The following is a 20,923-nucleotide window of genomic DNA, read 5'->3' as shown; positions in this document are numbered from 1 at the left end:
TTGGATGCCCGTATGGACCACGAAAAGGTCAACATCCTCCTCGTCGACGACCAGCCGGCCAAGCTGCTCGCCTATGAGGTGATCCTGAAGGATCTCGGCCAGAACCTCGTGATCGCCTCATCCGGTCGCGAGGCTCTGGAGGTGCTGCTCAAGACCGAGATCGCGGTGATCCTGGTCGACGTCTGCATGCCCGAGCTCGACGGCTTCGAGCTCGCCGCGATGATCCGCGAGCACCCGCGCTTCCAGAAGACCGCGATGATCTTCATCTCGGCCATTCAAGTCAGCGACATCGACCGCCTGCGCGGCTACGAGATGGGCGCCGTCGACTACGTCCCGGTGCCGGTCGTGCCGGAGGTGCTACGCGCCAAGGTCAAGGTGTTTGCAGAGCTCTATCGCAAGACGCGCGAGCTCGAACGGCTGAATCAGGACCTCGAGGACCGCGTGCGTGCACGCACCGCCGAGCTTGAGAATTCCACAGCAAAGCTGCGCGAGAGCGAAGAGCGGCGCAGCATGGCGATCGCCGCCGGCAAGATGGGCTCCTGGGACTGGGACTGGATCACCGGCGACTGGATGTGGGACGAGGGACAATACCGCATCTTTGGTGTTGGCCCGGAGAGCTTCGAGGTGAATCCGGCCAACGTTCAGGCGCTGTTGCATCCGGATGACGTCGATCAGTTGCGCAAGGCGATCGCCGAATTCAACAAGGGCACGCGCTCCTATGAAACGGAGTTCCGCATCGTGCGGCCCGACGGCGATGTGCGCTGGTGTGTCGGCACGGCCGCCGCCACGGTTGACGATAGCGGTCGGGTCATGCGCGTCAGCGGCGTGACGGTGGACATCACCGAACGCAAGCGCGCCGAGGAACGGCAGACTCTCCTGGCGCGGGAAGTCGATCATCGCGCCAAGAATGCGCTGGCGCTGGCGCAATCGATCGTGCGCCTCACCCGCGCCGACGAGGTCAAAGCCTATGTCAGCGCCGTCGAGGGACGCATCAATGCACTGGCGCGCGTGCACACGATCCTGTCGCTATCGAGCTGGCAGGGCGCCGAACTCTCGAAGCTGATCGACGAGGAGCTTGCGCCCTATTCCCTCGGCGGCCAGATCAAATTGGCGGGGTCGGAAGTTCAGTTGCTGCCGGCAACCGCCCAGACGCTGGCGCTGGCGCTGCATGAGCTTTTCACCAACTCGGCGAAATATGGCGCGCTCTCGACGCGGACGGGACGGCTCGCAATCGGCTGGCAGGTCGAGGACGAGCTGCTCACGCTGACCTGGGAGGAATCCGGCGGCCCGCTCGTCATGACGCCGAAATCCCGCGGCTTTGGTACGCGGAGCCTGCTTGCGAGCGTCGAGTCCCAGCTCGGCGGGCAGGCGCGATTCGATTGGCGCGCCGAGGGTCTGCTGTGCCGGCTCGAGGTGCCGTTGGTCCGCAAGACTGCCGCGACGACCGCGCCCGGCAACTTCGAAGCCGCCAGCTCCGCCGAATTGCAGCGCGCTTCCGGCTAACCGGAGGCCGCGCTCTTCCTGCGCTGCGTCGTTTGCGGCTCGCGCGCGACCCGTCCTTCGAGCCAGGCTTCCGTTTGGGCGAGATCGCGCAGAGCCTTGGCATAGCGGCACGCCGCGCTTCGCTCCGCGCCGCGGGGCAGCTTGCGCGCTTTGCGGAGGATGTCCGCAGCGGCGTTACGATAAGCCAGAGAGCGATAGAGAAAGACCACCTTACCCATATCGAATGTTCCCGTGTTGCGCGCTCATTCTCGCCCACCCGGCATGAACGTCGGATGAAGCGGACGATGACAATTCCTTCATGCGGGTGGAACCGGCGAGTGTCGCAGGCGTTGCATGCGAGATTGGGATAGAGTTCCATGCGCGCGAAGAAGTCGTCTGACCTGATCTCTCCCAGCGGGCTCGTCAAGCTGATGACGCACGCGATGATGGGCGCAGCCTTAGGACTCGCTTTCAGCCTCTTGCTCGTGCTGTCCAATCCCGGCGTCGCCAATTTGCTGAGTCACGGCGGAAGGCAGGCCGTGGTCGTTTTCGCCCTCACCTTGGTGACGACGTTCGCGATCGGCGCGACACTGACCGGCGTCGTATTCATCCTCGCCGAGGACAAGCAATCTTGAACTATGCGTGCTTTACCGGAATTTCTTCGTTCGGAACTCCTGCGACGAATGGCAGTTGGCTGCCTGCGTCAATTCAACTCAGGGAGTTCCCGCAGATGAAGACCACCAAGCTCGCTCTTGCCGTGATGTTGGCAACCGGCCTCGCCGCCGCACCGTTCGCCGTGCAGGCCAAGTCGCATAAGGCAAAACACGGATCATCGATGTCATCGTCGCAGACCACCACGGGCGCCAACACCAAGTCCTCCAAGGGTGCTGATCCCTCCGGTCAGGGCGGCTCCGGCCCCGGCTCCGACCAGGGCGGCACCATGACGAACAACAAGGCCGGTATGAGCAACACCAAGTAGGCGTTGGGCGAAAACACGAAGGCCCCGCGATCGCGGGGCCTTTTGCTTTGGTATTCGAACAGACTTCTCTCGGGCCGCTTCGTCAACATGCGGTATCGACGAGCCCCGCACCTCGCGTTGCGCGCAGGCTTCAGCTACGATGGCTGCCCAGGATGTCAGGATGAACGCCTGCAGGATCTGACTTCACCAGATGGTCGAGTCGTGCGCGCTTGCGCGCGATCAAGAGCTGGGCCGCGGCGTCGTCGAGCCCCTCGCGTTGCAGCTGCCGGATGGCAGAGCCCAGTTCGAGAATCTCGGCGCGCAGCTTTAGAATCCGGTATGCATCCGGGTCTTCCTCCACCGTGCGCTCCCAAGGCTCTCAGCGGCGCGCGATCACGCGCAGAGGACTACCTGATGTCTTCGCGGAACGAAGGCGCATCCTATCGCGGACATTCGGCAGGACATCGCCGCCACCTGCAGCCTTCCATTCGCCGATCAGCAGATTGATTTTCCGGCGCAGATCCATCTGCGCCAGGGCCTTCTCCGTGCAGTCCCGATCGCGCTCGACAAGCTCGCGTACGGCCGCCTCGACATCGGCCATTTCCAGCCTCAAGGCGCTGATTTTACGTCGAATTTCATTAATTTTGTTGTCCATGACTTGTTAGAACAAAATAAGAACATATAGTCAAGTCACGATTTCAGAAGGGAGAAGCGACATGCAGGTTGAAGGTAAATACGATGCCAAGTCTTTCCTCACCGAGCAGATGACGCGGGCGCAGGGCCTCCGGCTGAAACGGCTGAGCGAAGAGGCGTATCAGCCCGCGCAATACGCGCGGGATCTGTCCTCCAGCGAGGCAGCACGGCGCATTCAGGTGCTGGAAGCGGAGATCGAGCTGGCGGATTCGTTCTAGGCTAGGTCGCCCATCCGGAACGTTGCTTGCGCTTTCGGAACCATGCCTGTCCCGGATTGTTTTCCCAGGCCAAGGGAGAACATGCATGGCACGCAAGGCAAAGAAGCGCCGCTACTCGCGCAGCTCCGGCAGCGATGTCGAAGGCGAGATGAAGCGCTACAAGAAGGGGACCGCGAAAAGCGGACCGGGCGGTCGAGGCGGACGCGTGAAGAGCCGCAAGCAGGCAATCGCGATCGGCCTGTCGAAAGCGCGCAAGAAGGGCAAGAAGGTCCCGAAGAAGGCCGCGAAACGAAAGACGTCCAAGAAGACGTCAAAGAAGACGTCTCGGAAAACATCCAAGAAGACTTCGAGAAAGAGTTCGAAGAAGACGTCGAAGCGCAAATCCTCCAAACGGTCGCGCTGACCTCAGTCAGATCATGCTGCCCGGCATGAAGCAGCGGATCGAAACGCCGAACGCGGTCTTCACCGGCCACACCATGGTGCGGCCGGCCCGGTTCGGCTCGGTGATCACGGCTTCGTCCGGTACCTCGACCCACTCGCCGTCGAGCCGCACGCGGTAATGTCCATTGTGCGAGTCCCAATCGGGATCGGCGACCGCAAACCCATCCGCATCCGAGCAGCACGGACCGAGATGGCTGCGCAGGCCGTCGAACCACGGCTTGAGAGGTGAGTCCGCGTAGCGGCCGTCGTCGCGCCCGAGAGCGTTTCCACCCCATAGCACGAGTGGCGCTACCAACGGCGCCACAAGCAGCGCACTTCTCAGCGAGAGCTTCAATCGATCCATGTCGGCACCGATCAAATACGAATTGCCGGCCGGCTCAGCGGCGGCAAGTTCGAAGTTCCACGCTTGCAATCGTCGGCGGCTTCATTGCCGCCGAGTCTGTACGAGATCCGCAATTGTGATGAGCGAACACGGCTTTTTCGGACGAAACCGGGTCATCCTCCCTGCCGTTAACGAGAATGTTATCGGCGATCTGCGGAAATCCTGAAGGCGAACGGGAAAGGCGGCCAGAAGGCCGCCTTTTTGGAGTTGCGCCGATCGACGTTCGCCTTATGCGAGCGGCACCGCGACGAACCGGGTCGCCTGTGCGCTTCGGACCTGCAGCAGCACGCTGCGCTTGCCGGACGATTTCGCCTGCGCCAGTTCCGAACGGACATCGCCGATATTGGCGACGGCCTTGCCGCCCACATTGAGGATGACGTCGCCGGTCTGGATGCCGCGTTGCGCGGCCGGCCCTTGCGGATCGACTTCAGTGACGACGACGCCCTTCTGGCCGGCGCCCTGCACGTCGCCGGCCGGAGCCAGGCTGAGCCCCAGACGCGGCGGCATGCCGGCATCTGGCTGCGACTTGCCCTCGTCGGCCCTAGCCTGCCGCTCGTTCGGCAACTCGCCAAGCGCCAGTGTCACCGTCTTGCTGTCGCCTTTGTGGACGACATCGAGCTTCACGGACGTGCCGGGCGCCAGGGTGGCGATGGTGCGGGCGAGATCGCGGGAATCCTTGATCGCGGTGCCGTTGACGGCGGTGATGACGTCGCCCGCCTCGATGCCCGCCTTCGCCGCCGGGCTGCCGTCCTGCGGATTGTCGACGATCGCGCCGCGCGCCTCCTTGAGGCCCAGACTGTCGGCGATATCCGACGTCACCGGCTGCACCTGGACGCCGAGCCAGCCGCGTGTGACCGCGCCCTTGTCCTTCAACTGTGCGACGACGAGCTTTGCGGTCGAAGCCGGAATGTCGAAGCCGATGCCGACCGAGCCGCCGGAGGGCGAGAAGATCGCAGTGTTCACGCCGATCACGTTGCCATTCATGTCGAAGGCCGGGCCGCCGGAATTGCCCTTGTTGATCGGCGCGTCGATCTGGATGAAGTCGTCATAGGGACCATTGCCGATGTCGCGGCCGCTGGCCGAGACGATGCCGGCGGTCACGGTGCCGCCGAGGCCGAAGGGATTGCCGACCGCGACCACCCAGTCGCCGATACGCGGCTTCTGGTCGGAGAATCTGACGAACGGAAAATCCTTCTTGCCCTCGACCTTGATCAGCGCGAGATCCGTTTTCGGATCGGTGCCGACCACTTTCGCGCTGTAGATGGTGCCGTCGTCCATCGTCACTTGCACCGATTCGGCGTGATCGACGACGTGGTTGTTGGTCACGGCATAGCCGTCGGCGGAGATGAAGAAGCCGGAGCCCTCACCCGTGATCATCTGGCGGCGCTGGCGCGGCATGCCCTCCATGCCACCCGGGCCGCGGAAGCCGAATTGCCGCGAGAACTGGTCGAACGGCGTCGCCTCGTCCGAATCCATCCGGTTCTGTTGCAGCATCGCGCTCTTATCATTGTTCTGGTCGATCCTGACCCGCACCGAAATGACGGCGGGTTTGACCATGCTGACGAGGTCGCCGAAGCCCGGCGGTGTCGCGGCGGTCTCCGCGGCCTGGGCGGGCGCAATGAAGGAGGTCGCGCTGAACGGCGAAGAGCCGGGAGCAGTCGCCAGCACGGCCACGCCAAGCGCGGCCACGGTGCCGAGCAGCGCGAGCCGGCGCGGCCTCAGGACCTTGCGGGACGTTGTGGTGTCGGAATTGACGTGATCGCTCATGTCGATATGTCCATGTTGGGTAAGTCGCCTTGCACCCAACATGGTGGCCGCCACCTTACAGCGTCCCGTCCACGCGATTAAATCTTGGCAAAGTAGCCGGGCCGGCGATACGGCCAAAGGTCAAGGCTGCACGTTTGATGCAGCTCAACGCGGGCCATGCGCACCGTGGAAGACTGCGGCCACCGGATGATGTCCATCGGAGGCACGTCATGTACAAAGACATTCTCGTCCACATCCCCACCGAGCGGCCGATCCGCCCGGTGATCGACGGCTCGATCTCGCTCGCAGCGGGCCTCAACGCCCATCTCGATGCAGTTGCGGTTGGCTATGTGGCAACCAGTGCGGCCTATATCGTGGAGGGCGGCGCTGCGGTGGCGGCGGTGTTCGAGATGGAGCGCGAGAGTGCAGTGGAGCGGGCCGAGGCGGCGCTCGCGGTATTCAAGAGCAAAGCGATGAACGCCGGCATTTCCTACACATGCCACCCACTCGGGGCGATGCCGGGGGATGCGGTCGGCTTGCTCGGCGAGATGGCGCGGCTGCACGATCTCAGCATCGTGCTCCAGCCGGATCCGGCGCAAGGCTCACTCGACAACGATGTGCCCGGCGAGATCCTGTTCCAGGCGGGTGGCCCGGTGCTTTTCCTGCCCTACCCCTTCCATGGAGCGTTCAAGGCGAAACGGATCGGCATCTGCTGGGATGGCAGCCGCCTCGCCGCGCGCGCTATGCGCGACGCCTCACCATTCCTGGCCCGCGCCGAGGAGATCGTGATCATTGCGATCAACGAAACAGATATGGTTCCCGAGGAAGTCTCGACGCGCAATCTGGCAAGGCATCTCGGCCGGCGCGGACTGTCGACCCGCACGGTCAACCTGTCGGCGGCGCGCTCTGACATTCAGCCGACCATGCTGTCGCTGGCAGCCGATGAGAACCTGGATCTTCTGATCATGGGCGGCTACGGCCATTCGCGTTTGCAAGAACGGTTCCTCGGCGGCGTCACCCGCGCCATGCTGGAAGCCATGACCGTCCCGACGCTGATGTCGCATTAATCGAGGGCTTATCCAGGTCGGGCCGGTCACAAGCCTTGTCGTTCGGGCTGACAACCGCGTCTTGAGCGGTGCCGGCGTTGGCAAGTTCAGGTCATATTCGAACAAGTTGGACCGTCACGCCGCGGCGGGTCTCTCCCACGCCGTGGCCTCGACGCCGTCCTCGTCTTGTTGCGCATTGCACGCGTCGAAATGCGCCTTGAGTTCGACTTCGGCGAGATGTTCGAAATGTTCGGCCTGGCCGAGCAGTTCCCAGCTCTGGAGCGGCCGGTAGGCGGCCTGCTGACGACAGAGGGACGCTAGCGCGCGGTAGCGACGTACGTTGTCCATGAGACCCTCCCTCGCATTCACAGAGCTTATTGCCCTTATTTGCGTCAGGGCGATGGCGGTTGTGCAAAAGATTTGCTGCGCCCGCCGCGCGCTTGACTCGCTTGTTTCTAGGCAAACGCGTATCGAGGCGAAAGTTCCAATCAGCGCGGACTCAACGCTTCGGACCTTACCGCAGGCCAAGGCTAGGGTTGTGGGTCATCCTCGTATATCTGCAGTGCAAAGGGGCACGCCCTGGCACACCCCATTACGGTGCCGGCTCGCCCGCCTGTATCCGGCAGTCTACCGGATGAGCGCGGGCTCACCGGCACGCATTGTCTGCGCCGAACTATGTTGCAGCATCGGAACCCTGCCGGCTTCCGCAGCGGCGCGGATGGCCGCGATGTTGCCGGCATAGTCCGCACTGCTCTTGCCGCGAAACACGGCGGAGCCCGCTACAAGCGTATCGGCGCCCGCAGCGGCCACGGCGGCGGCATTGTCGCGCGTGATGCCACCGTCAACCTCGAGTCGGATCGGCCGGTCGCCTATCATGCTTCGAATACGCCCGATCTTCTCGAGTTGGGATTCGAGGAAGGACTGGCCGCCAAAGCCCGGATTGACCGTCATCACCAGGACGAGGTCGAGGCGATCGAGCACATATTCGATCGTGCTTTCGGGAGTCGCGGGACACAGGCTGACGCCGGCTTTCTTGCCGAGCGCGCGGATGGCCTGGAGCGAGCGATCGAGGTGCGGACCGGCTTCGGCATGCACCGTGATGACATCCGCGCCGGCCTTCGCGAACGCTTCGAGATAGGGATCGGCGGGCGCGATCATGAGATGCACGTCGAACATTTTCTTCGTCAGCGGCCGGATCGCCCTGATGACGTCCGCGCCATAACTGATGTTCGGGACGAAATGCCCGTCCATGACGTCGCAGTGAATCCAGTCGGCACCCGCCGCATCGATCGCCACGATCTCCTCGCCGAGGCGGGCGAAATTCGCAGCCAGGATTGACGGCGCGATGAGGATTTCTCTCGTCATGGCTTCGCACTCCCCTGCGCGTCCGCACCGCCGCTGAAGACGCGGCTCGCCAGGACGTCCATGGGATCGATCGTTTCGAGGTCGGCGATATCGAGCATGCGGTCGAGATCGGACACCAGCCGATCGGCCTGCCGCAGGCGGATGCGGTCGACGGCGTTGCGGATCGAGCGCGCATTGGAGAAGAACGGCTGGGTCCGACGTAGCGCGATGTATTTCTCGAACGCCTCGCGCGCCGCCGCCGAGAGGCGATAACCCCGTTCCTTCAGCATCAGCTCGGCGATGACGAGCAGCTCGGCTTCCGCATAGTCCGGAAAGTCGATGTGATGCGCGATCCGCGAACGGAAGCCGGGATTAGAGGCAAAGAAGCTCGTCATCCGCTCGCCATAGCCGGCAAGGATCACGACGAGGTCCTCGCGCTGGTTTTCCATCACCTGGAGCAGGATCTCGATCGCCTCCTGGCCGTAGTCGCGCTCGTTGTCGGGACGGTGCAGATAATAGGCCTCGTCGATGAACAGCACGCCGCCCATCGCCTTCTTCAGGATCTCCTTGGTCTTCGGCGCGGTGTGGCCGATATACTGGCCGACCAAATCGTCGCGCGTCACCGAGATCACCTGCCCGCGCCGCACGAAACCGAGGCCGTGCAGGATCTTTGCCATGCGCAGCGCGACCGTCGTCTTGCCGGTGCCGGGATTGCCGGTAAACGACATATGCAGCGTCGGTGGCGACGAAGCCAATCCCGCACGCTGCCGGATACGTTCGATCAGCAAGAGCGACGCGATCTGGCGCACGCGGCTCTTCACCGGCTTCAATCCGATCAGCTCCTGCTCGAGCTGCTGCAGCGTGCCCGTGATTCCAGCCTCTTCGGCCTCCTTGCGGAGATCGAAACTGGTCTCGCCGGGCTCAGTGGTCATGGCGTGGGGAACATCCAGCATCGGCACCTCGAAGAAAAGGGCTTCGCCGCGGGGGAGCGGCGAAGCAGTGGTCCGCCAAGGAAACGGAGCAGGGAGTGCTCCGCGCGGAGGAGAATGACTTAGGTTGGTGCGTGCGCGAGCTGCCGGCGCACGGTGGTGTAGCGGATCGCGCGTCCGCTCACCTCCTGCCGCACCAGCTCGAACTCGGCTTCCTGCGGCGGGCGGTTGACGATGAACGAGATCCGCACCGATTCCCAGCCATGGCTGGAGTCGAAGCCGCTGAGGCGGATGTATCGGTCGCCATACACTCTGCGGCATTCGGCGAGCTCCATCATCACGCCGGCGGCGTCCTGGAGATCGAACATCGGCAGGCCCCACATCTCCCAATAGGTGTTGCGGGGATGCGGATCGTCGGTGAACTCGATGTTCACCGCCCAGCCGTTGGTCAGGCAATACTGCACCTGCTTGGTGATCTGGTCGTCGGTCAGATCGGGCAGGAATGAGAAGCAGCCTTGGGTCAGCTTCATGTCAAATCTCCTCAAACGGTTTCGAGCGCGGTCGGCACGAAGTCCGGCGTGTCGGTGGATTCATAATTGAAGGAGACGTCCTTCCAAACCTCAAGTGCAGCTTTCAGCGGCGTACAGGTCTCGGCCGCCCTGGCCAGGATCTCCGGTCCTTCGTGGACGTAGTCGCGGCCCTCGTTGCGGGCGAGGATCATCGCTTCCAGCGCCACACGGTTGGCGATCGCGCCGGCCGCGATGCCCATGGGATGGCCGATGGTGCCGCCGCCGAACTGGAGCACGACGTCCTCGCCGAGCAGGTCGAGCAGCTGGTGCATCTGGCCGGCATGGATGCCGCCGGAGGCGACCGGCATCATCTTGTTCAGGCTCGCCCATGACTGGTCGAAGAACAGGCCGTGTTCGAGCTTGGCCGGGTTGAAGTCTTCGCGACAGACATCGTAATAGCCGCGCGTGGTGTTGGGATCGCCTTCGAGCTTGCCGACCACGGTGCCGGCATGGATGTGATCGACGCCGGCGAGCCGCATCCACTTGGCGATGACGCGGAACGACACCCCATGGCTTTTCTGCCGCGTGTAGGTCGAGTGACCGGCGCGATGCAGATGCAGGATCATGTCGTTGCGGCGCGCCCATTTCGCCATCGACTGGATTGCGGTGTAGCCGATCACGAGATCGATCATGACGATGCAGGACCCGAGCTCCTTCGCGAACTCGGCGCGCTCGTACATATCCTCCATGGTTCCCGCGGTGATATTCAGGTAGGTCCCCTTGGCCTCACCGGAGGCCGCCTGCGCCCGGTTCACCGCCTCCATGCAATAAAGGAAGCGGTCGCGCCAGTGCATGAACGGCTGCGAGTTGATGTTCTCGTCATCCTTGGTGAAGTCGAGCCCGCCCTTCAGCGCCTCGTAGACCACGCGACCGTAATTGCGGCCCGAGAGGCCGAGCTTAGGCTTGACGGTCGCGCCGAGCAGCGGCCTGCCGAACTTGTCGAGCCGCTCGCGCTCGACCACGATGCCGGTGGCCGGTCCCTGGAACGTCTTCACATACGCGACCGGGAAACGCATGTCCTCCAGCCGCAGCGCCTTCAGTGGCTTGAAGCCAAATACGTTGCCGATGATCGAGGCCGAGAGGTTGGCGATCGAGCCCGGCTCGAACAGGTCGAGGTCATAGGCGATGTAGGCGAAGTACGAGCCCGGCGTGCCCGGCACCGGATCGACGCGGTAGCATTTCGCGCGATACTTCTCGGCGGCGGTCAACCGATCGGTCCACACCACCGTCCAGGTCGCGGTCGAGGATTCGCCGGCGACTGCGGCTGACGCCTCGATCGGATCGACGCCCTCTTGCGGCGTGACGCGGAACAGCGCGATGACGTCGGTGTCCTTGGGCACGTAGTCGGGCTCCCAATAGCCCATGCGCTTGTATTCCATCACGCCCGATCGATATCTTTCCTTGCCGCGGACGGTTCCTGCATGTGCATTCATGGCTCTCTCCTGCTCTTCTCTCTCTGAATGATTAGGCCGCGACGGGCTCGCGGGCGTCGACGCGCGGATCGAGATCGCCGGCGCGGTAGCGCCGCGCCATCTCGCTCAAGGGAACGACCTTGATACCGCTGGCGTGGCCTGCGGTGCCGAACTGCTCGAAGCGCTCGCGGCAGAGCTCGCGCATCGCATCCATGGCGGGCTTGAGAAATTTGCGCGGATCGAACTCGGAGCGCGTTTGCGCGGCCACTTTCCGGAACACCGCGGTCATTGCCAGCCGGCAGTCGGTGTCGATATTGACCTTGCGCACGCCGCTCGTGATGCCGCGGACGATCTCCTCGACCGGCACGCCCCAGGTCTGCGGCATCTCGCCGCCAAACTGGTTGAACATGTCCTGGAGCGGCTGAGGCACCGAGGAAGAGCCGTGCATCACGAGATGCGTGTTCGGCAGCCGGCGATGAATCTCCTCGACCACCCGCATCGCCAGAATGTCGCCGTCCGGCTTGCGGCTGAACTTGTAGGCGCCGTGCGAGGTGCCCATCGCGATCGCGAGCGCATCGACTTTGGTAGCGCGGACGAAGTCGACCGCCTGGTCGGGATCCGTGAGCAACTGATCATGGCTGACCGTGCCTTCGACGCCGTGACCGTCCTCCTGCTCGCCGCCCCCATGCTCGAGCGAGCCGAGCACGCCGAGCTCGCCTTCGACGGAGGCACCGACCCAATGCGCGAGATCGACGACGCGGCGGGTGATCGCAACGTTGTAGTCGTAGTCGGCCGCGGTCTTGGCGTCGGCCTTGAGCGAGCCGTCCATCATCACCGAGGTGAAGCCATGGGCGATCGCGGACGCGCAGGTCGCCTCGTCATTGCCATGGTCCTGGTGCAGGCAGAGCGGGATGTCTGGATAGGTCCGCTCCAGCGCATCGATCATGTGCGAGAGCATGAGGTCGCCGGCATAGCTGCGCGCGCCGCGCGAAGCCTGGATGATGACGGGCGCGTCGACCTCGGCCGCCGCCTGCATGATCGCGATGCCCTGCTCCATGTTGTTGATGTTGAACGCCGGCACCGCGTAGCCGTGACTGGCGGCGTGGTCGAGCAGCTGACGAAGAGTGATACGGGCCACGACAAATCCTCCTGTTATTGCTTGCCGGCGCGGGCCATCGCCCGCCGGGCGGCTTCCGCAACGCCTTGCGGCGTGATGCCGAATTCGCGGTAGAGCACCGGGGCCGGCGCCGAAGCGCCGAAGCCGCGCATGCCGACGAATTCGCCCTCGGTTCCGATCCAGCGGTGCCAATCGCCGACGACTGCCGCCTCGATGCCAACCCGCGGCGCGGTGCCGAGCACAGCGGCGCGGTAATCCTCCGGCTGCTCCTCGAACAACGCGAAGCAGGGCGCGGAGACCACGGCCGCACGGACGTGCTCGGTAGCGAGCAGGCGGGCCGCCTCCAGCGCAATAGACACTTCCGAACCCGTTGCGATGAGCGTCACGTCGCGGCCACCGTCCGGCGAAACGATCAGATAGGCGCCGCGTGCGACGCGGTTCCTCCCGCGGACATCGCTGCGGAAGGTCGGCAGCGCCTGACGGGACAGGCACAGCACGGAGGGACGATTTTCAGCTTGGAGCGCGCAGTCCCATGCTTCCAGCGTCTCAACCGCGTCGGCCGGCCGGAAAACAAGCAGGTTCGGAATGACGCGGAGCGCTGCGAGATGCTCGACCGGTTGGTGCGTGGGGCCGTCCTCACCGAGGCCAATGGAGTCATGGGTCATCACATGAATGACGCGGATCCGCATCAAGGCCGCAAGGCGGATCGCCGGCCGGCTGTAATCGGAGAACGCGAGGAAGGTGCCGCCATAGGGAATGAAGCCCCCGTACAGCGCGAGGCCGTTCATCGCGGCCGCCATGCCATGCTCGCGGATGCCGTAATGGATGTAATCGCCGGCGAACGCGTCGCGCTTGACCGGGGTCTGCGCCTTGGCATGCGTCAGGTTCGAATGCGTGAGATCCGCCGAGCCGCCGACAAATCCGGGAATCGTCTCGGCGATGCCGTCGAGCACCTGTTGCGACGCCTGCCGCGTCGCGAGCTTCGGACGCTCGGTGGCAAAGCGCTCGCGCAATTTCGCCGAGGCCTGGGCATAGGCGTTCGGCAGGGCAACCGCCTTGCCCTCGATAAACAGGTCGCGCTGCTCGGGCGTCGCGCATTCATAGCGATCGAGCCAGGCGAGACGCTCGACCTGCCCGCGCTGCCCGATCATCCGCCATGCTTTCAGGATCGTGACAGGCACCACGAAGGGCTGATAGTCCCAGCCGAGCGTTCGCCGCGCCGCGGCCGTCTGCTCCGTGCCGAGCGGCGCGCCATGCGCCTTCTCGGTGCCCTGACGATCCGGCGCGCCGAAGCCGATGATGGTGCGGCAGGCGATCAGCGACGGTCTTGTGCTCTCACGCTCCTCGGCAATCGCCTGCGCAACTGCTTCGGGATCGTGCCCGTCAACACCGCGCACCGACCAGCCGGAGGCAGCGAAGCGCGCGAGCTGGTCATCGGAGGTCGCAAGCGAGGTCGGGCCGTCAATGGATATGCCGTTGTCGTCGAACAGCACGATCAGGCGGCCCAGCCCGAGATGCCCGGCGAGCGAGATCGCTTCCTGGCTGATGCCTTCCATCAGACAGCCGTCGCCGGCGATGACGTACGTGAAATGATCGACGAGGCCGTCGCCATGTTGCGCATTGGCCATGCGCTCGGCGAGTGCCATGCCGACCGCGGTCGCAATCCCCTGCCCCAGCGGACCGGTCGTCGTCTCGACGCCCGGCGTATGGCCATATTCCGGATGGCCCGGCGTCTTCGAGCCCCATTGCCGGAACGCCTTGATGTCATCGAGGCTGACGTCGCCGCCGGTGAGATGGAGCAATGCATAGAGCAGCATCGAGCCATGGCCCGCCGACAGCACGAAGCGATCGCGATCCGGCCAATGGGGGTGAGCCGAGTCGAATTTCAGGAAGCGCGAGAACAGCACGGTGGCGACATCGGCCATGCCCATGGGCAGTCCGGGGTGGCCGGACTGCGAAGTCTCGATGGCGTCGACCGCGAGGAAGCGGACGGCGTTGGCGAGATCGCTATGCGATACCGCCGTGAGGTCAGCGTCGGCGTGGACGGAGATGTTCATCGGATCCTCCCCTCGTTCACTTCAGGTTTCGCTTACGCTCGATCAGCTGCATGATCAGCGGCGTCAGGATCAGCTGCATCGCAAGATCGAGTTTCGCGCCGGGACACACGATCGAATTGGCACGCGACATCCAGCTTTGCGGCAGCATCGAGAGCAGATAGGGGAAGTCGATGCCGCGCGGGTTCTTGAAGCGGATCACGACCATCGACTCGTCCGGCGTCGGGATCCAGCGCGCGATGAACGGATTGGAGGTGTCCACCGTCGGCACACGCTGGAAGTTGATGTCGGTCTCGGAAAATTGCGGGCAGATGTAGTGGATGTAATCGGGCATCCGCCGCAGAACGGTGTCGGTAACGGCCTCGGTCGAATAGCCTCGCGCACTGCGGTCGCGGTGCAGCTTCTGGATCCATTCGAGATTGATAACGGGCACGACGCCGATCTTGAGGTCGGCATAACGCGCGACGTTGACCTTGTCGGTAACGACAGCACCGTGCAGGCCCTCGTAGAACAGAAGGTCGGAGCTCTCCGGCAGCCGTTTCCATTCGGTGAAGGTGCCGGGTGCGGCGCCATGCAGCGCGGATTCCTCGGCGTCGTGGACGTAGTGCCGCGTCGTCGCCGTGCCGGTCTCGCCATAGTCGCGGAACGCCCGCTCCAGCTCCTCGAACAGATTGGTCTCGGGGCTGAAATGGCTGAAATGCCTGTTGCCGCGATCGGCCTCCTTCGCCATCTGCGTGCGCATTTCCGCGCGATCGTAGCGATGGAAGGCGTCGCCTTCGATGTAGGCGGCGTTGACCTTCTCGCGGAAGAAGATCTGCTCAAAGGTCTTCTTGACCGACGTGGTGCCGGCGCCGGAAGAGCCGGTGATGGAGATGATCGGATGCTTCCTGGACATCGGGGCGCCTCGCTCAGAGCCGGAAGAAGCCGCGCCGCGCGAACAGCGGTGCGGAGACGCTGGCGACCAGCAAGGGATCGCAATGCAGTTCCTCGACGCGCTGCACCTCGTTGTTCGAACCCATGATCAGCGGCACGCGTTGATGCAGGCTCTGCGCCGAGAGTTCGAGGATACGCTCGCGCCCGGTCGAAGCCGAGCCGCCGGCCTGCTCGACGATGTAAGCCATCGGGTGCGCCTCGTAGACGAGGCGCAGGCGGCCATCGCCATAGCCGGGCCGTGAATCGGAGGGATAGAGGAACACGCCGCCGCGGGTAAGGATGCGATAGGCCTCGGCCACCAGCGAGCCGACCCAGCGCATGTTGAAATTGTGGTTGGCCTGCCCTTCCACACCGGCGAGGCATTCGTCGACGAAGGCGCGCACCGGCTGTTCCCAATGCCGGCGGTTCGAGGCGTTGATCGCGAACTCCTCGCAGGTCTCGGAGATTTGCACGGCGCTACGCGCGAGACGGAAGCAACCGGACCCGCGGTCAAGCGTGAAGATGTCGACGCCCTCGCCGAGCGTCAGCACCAGCGAGGTCTGCGGGCCGTAGGTGACGAATCCCGCCGCGAGCTGCGCCGAGCCGCGCTGATGGAAGGCGAGCGCGAGATCGTCGGGCGCGGGCAGGATCGAGAAGATCGTGCCCACGGTCATGTTGATGTCGATATTGGAGGAGCCGTCGAGCGGATCGATCGCGACGCAGATCTTCGCCGCGCGGTCACCGATCTGCGGTTCACGCATCTCCTCCGACGCCAGTGCCGCGATCGGCAGCTTGCCGAGACAGCGGCGCAGGATCGCATCCGCCTGCACGTCGAGATCGCGCTGCACGTCACCGTCGCTGTTGCGGCCGGTGGTCAGGCCCGACGCATCCGCAAGGTCTCCCGTGGCGATAAGATCGGCGATCTCGATCGCGGCCGCCGCGATGGCATCGACCGCGGCCGCTACGGCCAGCGCATGCGGCGCCGTCTCGGAATACCGCTGAAGGTGGTCGTCCAGCCTGAGTTGCCCGGTCATCTGCGTCCATCCCTTTGCAGGCGCCGCATCCAGTTCCCTCCTCGCTGGAGGTCGGTGCGGCCAGTGCCAACAACGACGAGATTGACAGGGGCGGCTTAATAAGGAAAATTTCTATTCATAATGAGCGCCAAAGAATTATCTTATAATGTCCATTCGACGGCACAGCTCCGGCATCTCACGATCCGGCAGCTTCGCTCGCTTGCGGCGCTCTCGGCAAAAGGCAGCGTCACGGCAGCCTCGACCCAGCTCGGCCTGACGCAGCCGGCCGTGACCCAGCAATTGCGTCAGCTGCAGGATCTCGCCGGACTGCCGCTGCTTCAGCGGACCGGCGACGGCATGCTGCTGACGGAAGCGGGCAAGGAGGTGCTGGCGCTCGCCGAGCGCGTCGAGGCCGCAATCGCGGACTGCCAGGGTTCGCTCGACCTGCTTGCGGGGCGAACCGGCGGCACGGTGCATCTCGGCGCGGTCTCGACCGCGAAATATTTCGTGCCGCACGCGATCGCGGCATTCTCGAAGCGGTATCCGAAGATCGAGATCAAGCTCACGGTCGGCAATCGCGAGGAGATCCGCGGGGCCATGCACGGCTACGACCTCGACTTCGCGGTGATGGGTCGGCCACCGGCCGATGTCAGCGTCGACGTCCGGCAGCTCGGGCGCAATCCGCACATCATCGTCGCGCGCAAGGGGCACTGGCTGGAGAAGGATTCCGGCCTCAACCTCACCGACCTCGTGCACGAGACCTTCCTCACCCGCGAGCCCGGCTCGGGGACGCGGACACTGATGGAAGGCATGTTCCAGAGGTCGGATCTTGAGCCGATCATCGGCATGGAGATGAGCAGCAACGAGACCATCAAGCAGGCGGTCATCGCCGGGCTCGGCATCGCCTTCATCTCGGCCCACACCGTGGCGCACGAGCTCACCGAGGGCCGGCTGATCGTGCTCGACGTCGCGGGCCTGCCGATCGTGCGGCAATGGTACGTGATCCGCCGCAGCGACAAGGTGCTGTTGCCGCCGGCGCAGGCGATGTTCGATTTCTTGGGATCGGAGGGGTCGAACTATCTTCCCGACGTGCCCGAATTCGGCGCGCGATAGCCCGTCGAAATTCAGCCCATCAGCTTCATCGCGACCGTAGCCGCGAGAATGACGATGATCTGGAGCAGGCGCTCGGTCGTGAAGATGCGGTTGAAGGTGGTCATCGCTTGCCCCGGCCGAATTGGGATGTCTCGGTCGGGACGTTGCTAGCACAGACAGGCGACGAGATAACTCCGTAATCGCCCCGTGTTTTCCGTGCACGACCCGACGACCGGCCCTTCGGCGGGCCTGCGCAAGGCCGCGCCGATGGTTAACGATCAGGCCGCGCGTGTAGGGGCGTAGTCCATCCGCGCGGCGAAATAGGCTTCCAGCTCCAGCAGCGCCCGCGCTTCCCAATCCTTCGCCTGCTCGAGCAGCGACCAGCTCTGGTCCGGGCGGAATGCAGCGGTCTGGCGATAGAGCGATGCGATACCGCGGTAGCGGCGCACGTTCTCCAAGATGGCGTGACCGGTGATTTGGCCGTTCATGTCCGAAAACTCCCTCGTCATTCCCGAGGGAGAAATTGCGGCCAAATCTTTTTCGAAAAGTTAGCGCCGCACAGCAAGCGTGCGAATGGTTTCCGGACTGTTGCCCGCGCGCAACGTGCGCGGCCGCACAAGGCCGACCTATTGCGAATTCGTCGCCGCGCTCTCGCCCCGCGGCTTCAACCCACCGCGGCTGATGATCTCGCGGCAGAGATCGGCAAGGCCGATCACCAGCACGGCGAGCAGGCAGAACAGCTTGATGGCATCGGCATGCGCGCTGGTCAGCGAATTGAACTCGAAGAAGGGCGGCATGAATGCCCACCATACCAGCGGAATGGTGAGTAGTGCGGCGAACGCCGCCGCCGGTGCGCCCGCAATAATGCCGAGCACGAACAGGCTGGGCAGGAACGCCGCGAAATAGAGTTTTGCGCCGAGCGCGACACAGCCGCCCTGGAGCGCAGCCGACATTGCGACAACGATGAATCCAAGCAGAAACGCCTGCCACGACCATGGTCGTACCCGCGGTACGCCAACCAGCCCCGCACGCCTCATCAGCCTCCCCTGCCGCCCGTTAACCAGGCTCGCTTGCGACCAAAGTACTACAGCGGCAGGGAAACTGCGAGGTGGAAATTGCCGACCCGGCGGCCTTGGTAAACGGGCCGGATCGCTAATTGGAGCAACCAGCCCCTACTCGGTGGCCGCATAGACCAGGCCTGCGACGGGCAGCGCGAGCCCAAAGGCCGATGCGAGCGTCCAGCCGCCTTGTGCAAACGCCCACGCGCCGACCGCCGAGCCCGCCGCGCCCGCGGTGAAGAAGGTCGCCATGTAGAGACCGTTCAGGCGGCTGCGGTGCTCATGCCCCAGCGCGAAGATCGCGCGGAAGCCGAGCACGACGTTGCCCTGCACGCCGATGTCGATCGCGATCGCAGCCACGACCAGGCAGGCGAGGTTCAGCACCGATCCGGGCGCGCCGACATGCGTAATCAGGAATCCTACGGCCGCGAGTAGCAGCGCGACCAGCGTGGCCATGCGGCTATGGCCGCGATCGGCAAGCCGTCCCGCGATCGGGGCTGCGAACACGCCGGCGACACCGGCAAGCGCGAACAGCGCGATGCCGCGCTGGGTGAAGCCGAATTCGCTCGCGAGCAGCAGCGGCGTCACGGTCCAGAACAGGCTGAAGGCGCCGAACAGGCTGGCCTGGTACAGCGCGCGGCGGCGCAGCAGCGGCGTGGTCCGCACCAGATGCGGCATCGACAGCAGCAACTCGCCGTAATGCATCCGCGCGACCGGCCTGCGCTTCGGCAGCGTCATCCAGAGTACCGCTGCGAGCACGATCATCAACGCGGCCGAGCAGAAGAACACTGCATGCCACGACAGCATCGCCGTGACGAAACTCGACACCGGCCGCGCCAGCATGATGCCGAGCATCAGGCCGGTCGAGACGTTGCCGACGACGCGGCCGCGAATGGCTGCCGGCGCAAGATGCGCCGCATAGGGAATGATGATCTGCACCGCGACCGAGCCGAGTCCGATGAACAACGCGGCGATCAGGAAGGGCAGCGCGTGGGACGCGAACCCCGCGGCGAGCAGGGCTGCCGCGCCGAGCGTGATGACGGAGCAAATCAGGGTACGGTTCTCGACGAGGTCGCCGAGCGGCACGATGAAGAGAAGCCCCACGCCGTAGCCGATCTGCGTCATGGTGACGATCAGTCCCGCCGCTTCATGCGACAGGCCGAGCGCGGCGCTGATCGGGGCGATCAGCGGCTGGGCGTAATAGATGTTGGCGGCGACCATGCCACAGGCCGCGGCAAGCACGAAGGTCAGTCGCTGCGACACCGCATCCGGATCCGGCGCGGTCTCGATCGTGGCATTCATCGTCATTCACAGGCTCTCCAGATTCGGAAACGGTCGTTTCCTAATATGACAAAAATTCAGGCGAGCAGCTTCATCGCGACGGCGACCAGGCGCTTGCCGTCGAGCGAAAGGCCCGCCTTGCCGACCACGCGCAGGCCCTGCGTGATGCAGATCATCAGGCGCGCGGTGTCGGCGGCGGCGACATGGCGGGGAATCGAGCCGTCGGCCTGCCCCTCGCGAATGAGGCCGGCGATGAAGCCTTCGTTGGTCTCGAGCCGCGCGCTGACGAGGGCGGCGACCACCGGATCGACCGCGGACAATTCGACCGCGCTGCCGACCACGAGGCAGCCGCGCCGCCCCTCGCTGCCCTGGGAATGCTCTACATACGACAGCAGCATGTTGCGCAGCCGCTCGCGGCCATTGGCGCCTTTTGCCGCCGCGCTGCGCGTCTGCTCCTGGCGCAGCGCCGCGTAGCGCTCGAAGGCGGCGAGAAACACCGCATGCTTGTCGCGAAACGCCTTGTAGATGCTGCCGGTCGCCAGCCGCATCGCCGCGGTGAGATCGCCGATCGACGTGGCATGATAACCGCGCTCGGAAAACACGCGGACGGCCCTGTCGAGCGCGGTGTCCATGTCGAACTCCCGCGGGCGGCCGGGCGAACGGGCGACGGAGCTGGATTTGCGGGCCGCTTTTTGCATTGCAGGATAATAGGGAATGTTTGTTTCCAAACAAAGACACTTGGTTGTGATTGGGGCGGTAGGGCCACTAACTCCGGCGTCGCCCCTGGCCAAGGCCAGGACCCATTATCCCAGGGAAGGGGTTGGGCGGACATTCGTTCGGTGGGATTGATACCGCCTTAAATCGATAGACCTCGCGGTATGGGTCCTGGCCTTCGCCACGACGACATTTGAGGTTGTTACGCCTGACTGCCGGGCATCGCCACGGCGCAGGCCACATCGCGGTCCTGCGCACATTACAACTTGCAGACATGCCTTCTCATCCTCGCGGCTGATTCCGCCCGAGCTTTGCTTCGTCGCTTCACCCTCTTGTCCAAGAGGGCGCAGGGAAGGCCGGGTGCCGGCTGGCACCCGCGGTCCGCTGCGCGAAAAGCACACGCAGGAAAACCGCACAGCAGCATACAGGTGTAGCCAATCACTCGGCCTTCCCTGCGCGATG

Annotated in this window: 25 protein-coding genes; 7 read left to right on the top strand and 18 right to left on the bottom strand. The window is 64.4% G+C overall.

Annotated elements, in window-relative coordinates; genetic code table 11:
- The first annotated feature begins 12 nt into the window (after positions 1-12).
- Positions 13-1,503, top strand: coding sequence for an HWE histidine kinase domain-containing protein (locus tag ACIPUD_RS35515; protein ID WP_085352570.1), 1,491 nt, complete (start codon positions 13-15; stop codon positions 1,501-1,503).
- Here the strand turns inward: ACIPUD_RS35515 and ACIPUD_RS35510 are convergent.
- Complete coding sequence (locus tag ACIPUD_RS35510; RefSeq protein ID WP_018456200.1) at positions 1,500-1,721, bottom strand: hypothetical protein; 222 nt, start codon at positions 1,719-1,721, stop codon at positions 1,500-1,502. The genes ACIPUD_RS35515 and ACIPUD_RS35510 overlap by 4 nt on opposite strands.
- Before the next feature lie 138 nt (positions 1,722-1,859).
- On the opposite strand from ACIPUD_RS35510, the gene ACIPUD_RS35505 reads away from it, so the two are divergent.
- Entirely contained in the window at positions 1,860-2,117 is a 258-nt protein-coding gene (locus tag ACIPUD_RS35505) for a hypothetical protein (protein WP_018456199.1), read from the top strand.
- 95 nt (positions 2,118-2,212) lie between these two features.
- Positions 2,213-2,461, top strand: coding sequence for a hypothetical protein (locus tag ACIPUD_RS35500; protein WP_018456198.1), 249 nt, complete (start codon positions 2,213-2,215; stop codon positions 2,459-2,461).
- 130 nt (positions 2,462-2,591) lie between these two features.
- Here the strand turns inward: ACIPUD_RS35500 and ACIPUD_RS35495 are convergent, their stop codons facing one another.
- Together ACIPUD_RS35495 and ACIPUD_RS35490 are read right to left on the bottom strand one after the other, a co-directional pair.
- A complete protein-coding gene (locus ACIPUD_RS35495; RefSeq protein WP_039799669.1) occupies positions 2,592-2,801 on the bottom strand; it encodes a hypothetical protein in 210 nt (69 codons plus the stop codon).
- Positions 2,802-2,819: 18 nt separating this feature from the next.
- A complete protein-coding gene (locus ACIPUD_RS35490) occupies positions 2,820-3,041 on the bottom strand; it encodes a hypothetical protein (protein ID WP_018456196.1) in 222 nt (73 codons plus the stop codon).
- Positions 3,042-3,156: 115 nt separating this feature from the next.
- Between ACIPUD_RS35490 and ACIPUD_RS35485 the strand changes: the two genes are divergently transcribed.
- A complete protein-coding gene (locus ACIPUD_RS35485) occupies positions 3,157-3,351 on the top strand; it encodes a DUF3072 domain-containing protein (RefSeq protein ID WP_377790133.1) in 195 nt (64 codons plus the stop codon).
- A gap of 85 nt (positions 3,352-3,436) precedes the next feature.
- Complete coding sequence (locus ACIPUD_RS35480; RefSeq protein ID WP_018456194.1) at positions 3,437-3,754, top strand: DUF6496 domain-containing protein; 318 nt, start codon at positions 3,437-3,439, stop codon at positions 3,752-3,754.
- Positions 3,755-3,760: 6 nt separating this feature from the next.
- Here ACIPUD_RS35480 and ACIPUD_RS35475 read toward each other — a convergent pair whose 3' ends face one another.
- Together ACIPUD_RS35475 and ACIPUD_RS35470 are read right to left on the bottom strand one after the other, a co-directional pair.
- The gene (locus ACIPUD_RS35475; protein WP_026233103.1) at positions 3,761-4,135 is read right to left on the bottom strand and encodes a hypothetical protein; all 375 of its coding nucleotides are present in this window, start codon (positions 4,133-4,135) and stop codon (positions 3,761-3,763) included.
- A 267-nt stretch (positions 4,136-4,402) separates the two neighbouring features.
- Positions 4,403-5,941 (bottom strand): Do family serine endopeptidase, encoded by a 1,539-nt coding sequence (locus tag ACIPUD_RS35470; RefSeq protein WP_247298582.1) that lies wholly within the window; start codon positions 5,939-5,941, stop codon positions 4,403-4,405.
- Positions 5,942-6,150: 209 nt separating this feature from the next.
- Between ACIPUD_RS35470 and ACIPUD_RS35465 the strand changes: the two genes are divergently transcribed.
- Positions 6,151-6,987: a universal stress protein gene (locus ACIPUD_RS35465; RefSeq protein ID WP_446482489.1), complete on the top strand. Its 837-nt coding sequence runs from the start codon at positions 6,151-6,153 to the stop codon at positions 6,985-6,987.
- A 114-nt stretch (positions 6,988-7,101) separates the two neighbouring features.
- Here the strand turns inward: ACIPUD_RS35465 and ACIPUD_RS35460 are convergent, their stop codons facing one another.
- From ACIPUD_RS35460 to ACIPUD_RS35420, 9 genes are all read right to left on the bottom strand, one after another.
- A complete protein-coding gene (locus ACIPUD_RS35460) occupies positions 7,102-7,314 on the bottom strand; it encodes a hypothetical protein (protein ID WP_018456190.1) in 213 nt (70 codons plus the stop codon).
- A gap of 279 nt (positions 7,315-7,593) precedes the next feature.
- Positions 7,594-8,331 carry a ribulose-phosphate 3-epimerase gene (gene rpe, locus ACIPUD_RS35455; protein ID WP_018456189.1) on the bottom strand — a complete coding sequence of 246 codons (738 nt, stop codon included), beginning with the start codon at positions 8,329-8,331 and terminating at the stop codon, positions 7,594-7,596.
- Positions 8,328-9,263 carry a CbbX protein gene (gene cbbX, locus ACIPUD_RS35450; protein ID WP_018456188.1) on the bottom strand — a complete coding sequence of 312 codons (936 nt, stop codon included), beginning with the start codon at positions 9,261-9,263 and terminating at the stop codon, positions 8,328-8,330. Before cbbX ends, rpe begins: the two co-directional genes overlap by 4 nt.
- A gap of 98 nt (positions 9,264-9,361) precedes the next feature.
- On the bottom strand, positions 9,362-9,769 hold the full coding sequence (locus ACIPUD_RS35445) for a ribulose bisphosphate carboxylase small subunit (protein WP_018456187.1): 408 nt from the start codon (positions 9,767-9,769) through the stop codon (positions 9,362-9,364).
- Between the two features lie 11 nt (positions 9,770-9,780).
- Positions 9,781-11,241: a form I ribulose bisphosphate carboxylase large subunit gene (locus ACIPUD_RS35440; RefSeq protein ID WP_085352576.1), complete on the bottom strand. Its 1,461-nt coding sequence runs from the start codon at positions 11,239-11,241 to the stop codon at positions 9,781-9,783.
- 31 nt (positions 11,242-11,272) lie between these two features.
- Positions 11,273-12,358: a class II fructose-bisphosphate aldolase gene (gene fba / locus ACIPUD_RS35435; RefSeq protein ID WP_018456185.1), complete on the bottom strand. Its 1,086-nt coding sequence runs from the start codon at positions 12,356-12,358 to the stop codon at positions 11,273-11,275.
- A gap of 14 nt (positions 12,359-12,372) precedes the next feature.
- Entirely contained in the window at positions 12,373-14,394 is a 2,022-nt protein-coding gene (tkt, locus tag ACIPUD_RS35430; RefSeq protein WP_247402984.1) for a transketolase, read from the bottom strand.
- A 16-nt stretch (positions 14,395-14,410) separates the two neighbouring features.
- Positions 14,411-15,286: a phosphoribulokinase gene (locus ACIPUD_RS35425; RefSeq protein WP_063993396.1), complete on the bottom strand. Its 876-nt coding sequence runs from the start codon at positions 15,284-15,286 to the stop codon at positions 14,411-14,413.
- Between the two features lie 13 nt (positions 15,287-15,299).
- Positions 15,300-16,337, bottom strand: a complete 1,038-nt coding sequence (locus tag ACIPUD_RS35420) for a class 1 fructose-bisphosphatase (protein ID WP_085352578.1) — start codon at positions 16,335-16,337, stop codon at positions 15,300-15,302.
- Positions 16,338-16,457: 120 nt separating this feature from the next.
- Between ACIPUD_RS35420 and ACIPUD_RS35415 the strand changes: the two genes are divergently transcribed.
- Positions 16,458-17,429 carry a LysR family transcriptional regulator gene (locus ACIPUD_RS35415; protein ID WP_247298573.1) on the top strand — a complete coding sequence of 324 codons (972 nt, stop codon included), beginning with the start codon at positions 16,458-16,460 and terminating at the stop codon, positions 17,427-17,429.
- 257 nt (positions 17,430-17,686) lie between these two features.
- Here the strand turns inward: ACIPUD_RS35415 and ACIPUD_RS35410 are convergent, their stop codons facing one another.
- The 4 genes from ACIPUD_RS35410 to ACIPUD_RS35395 form a co-directional block, all read right to left on the bottom strand.
- Complete coding sequence (locus ACIPUD_RS35410) at positions 17,687-17,896, bottom strand: hypothetical protein (RefSeq protein ID WP_018456179.1); 210 nt, start codon at positions 17,894-17,896, stop codon at positions 17,687-17,689.
- Positions 17,897-18,034: 138 nt separating this feature from the next.
- Complete coding sequence (locus ACIPUD_RS35405) at positions 18,035-18,445, bottom strand: DUF4118 domain-containing protein (protein ID WP_446482488.1); 411 nt, start codon at positions 18,443-18,445, stop codon at positions 18,035-18,037.
- 135 nt (positions 18,446-18,580) lie between these two features.
- Positions 18,581-19,774: an MFS transporter gene (locus ACIPUD_RS35400; protein ID WP_247298570.1), complete on the bottom strand. Its 1,194-nt coding sequence runs from the start codon at positions 19,772-19,774 to the stop codon at positions 18,581-18,583.
- Positions 19,775-19,824: 50 nt separating this feature from the next.
- On the bottom strand, positions 19,825-20,445 hold the full coding sequence (locus ACIPUD_RS35395) for a TetR/AcrR family transcriptional regulator (RefSeq protein WP_345946471.1): 621 nt from the start codon (positions 20,443-20,445) through the stop codon (positions 19,825-19,827).
- Between the last annotated feature and the right edge of the window lie 478 nt (positions 20,446-20,923).

Source organism: Bradyrhizobium sp. CAR08 (genome assembly GCF_052871955.1).
The sequence above is the reverse complement of the archived record's forward strand: the minus strand, read 5'-3'. Positions and strand labels throughout refer to the sequence as shown.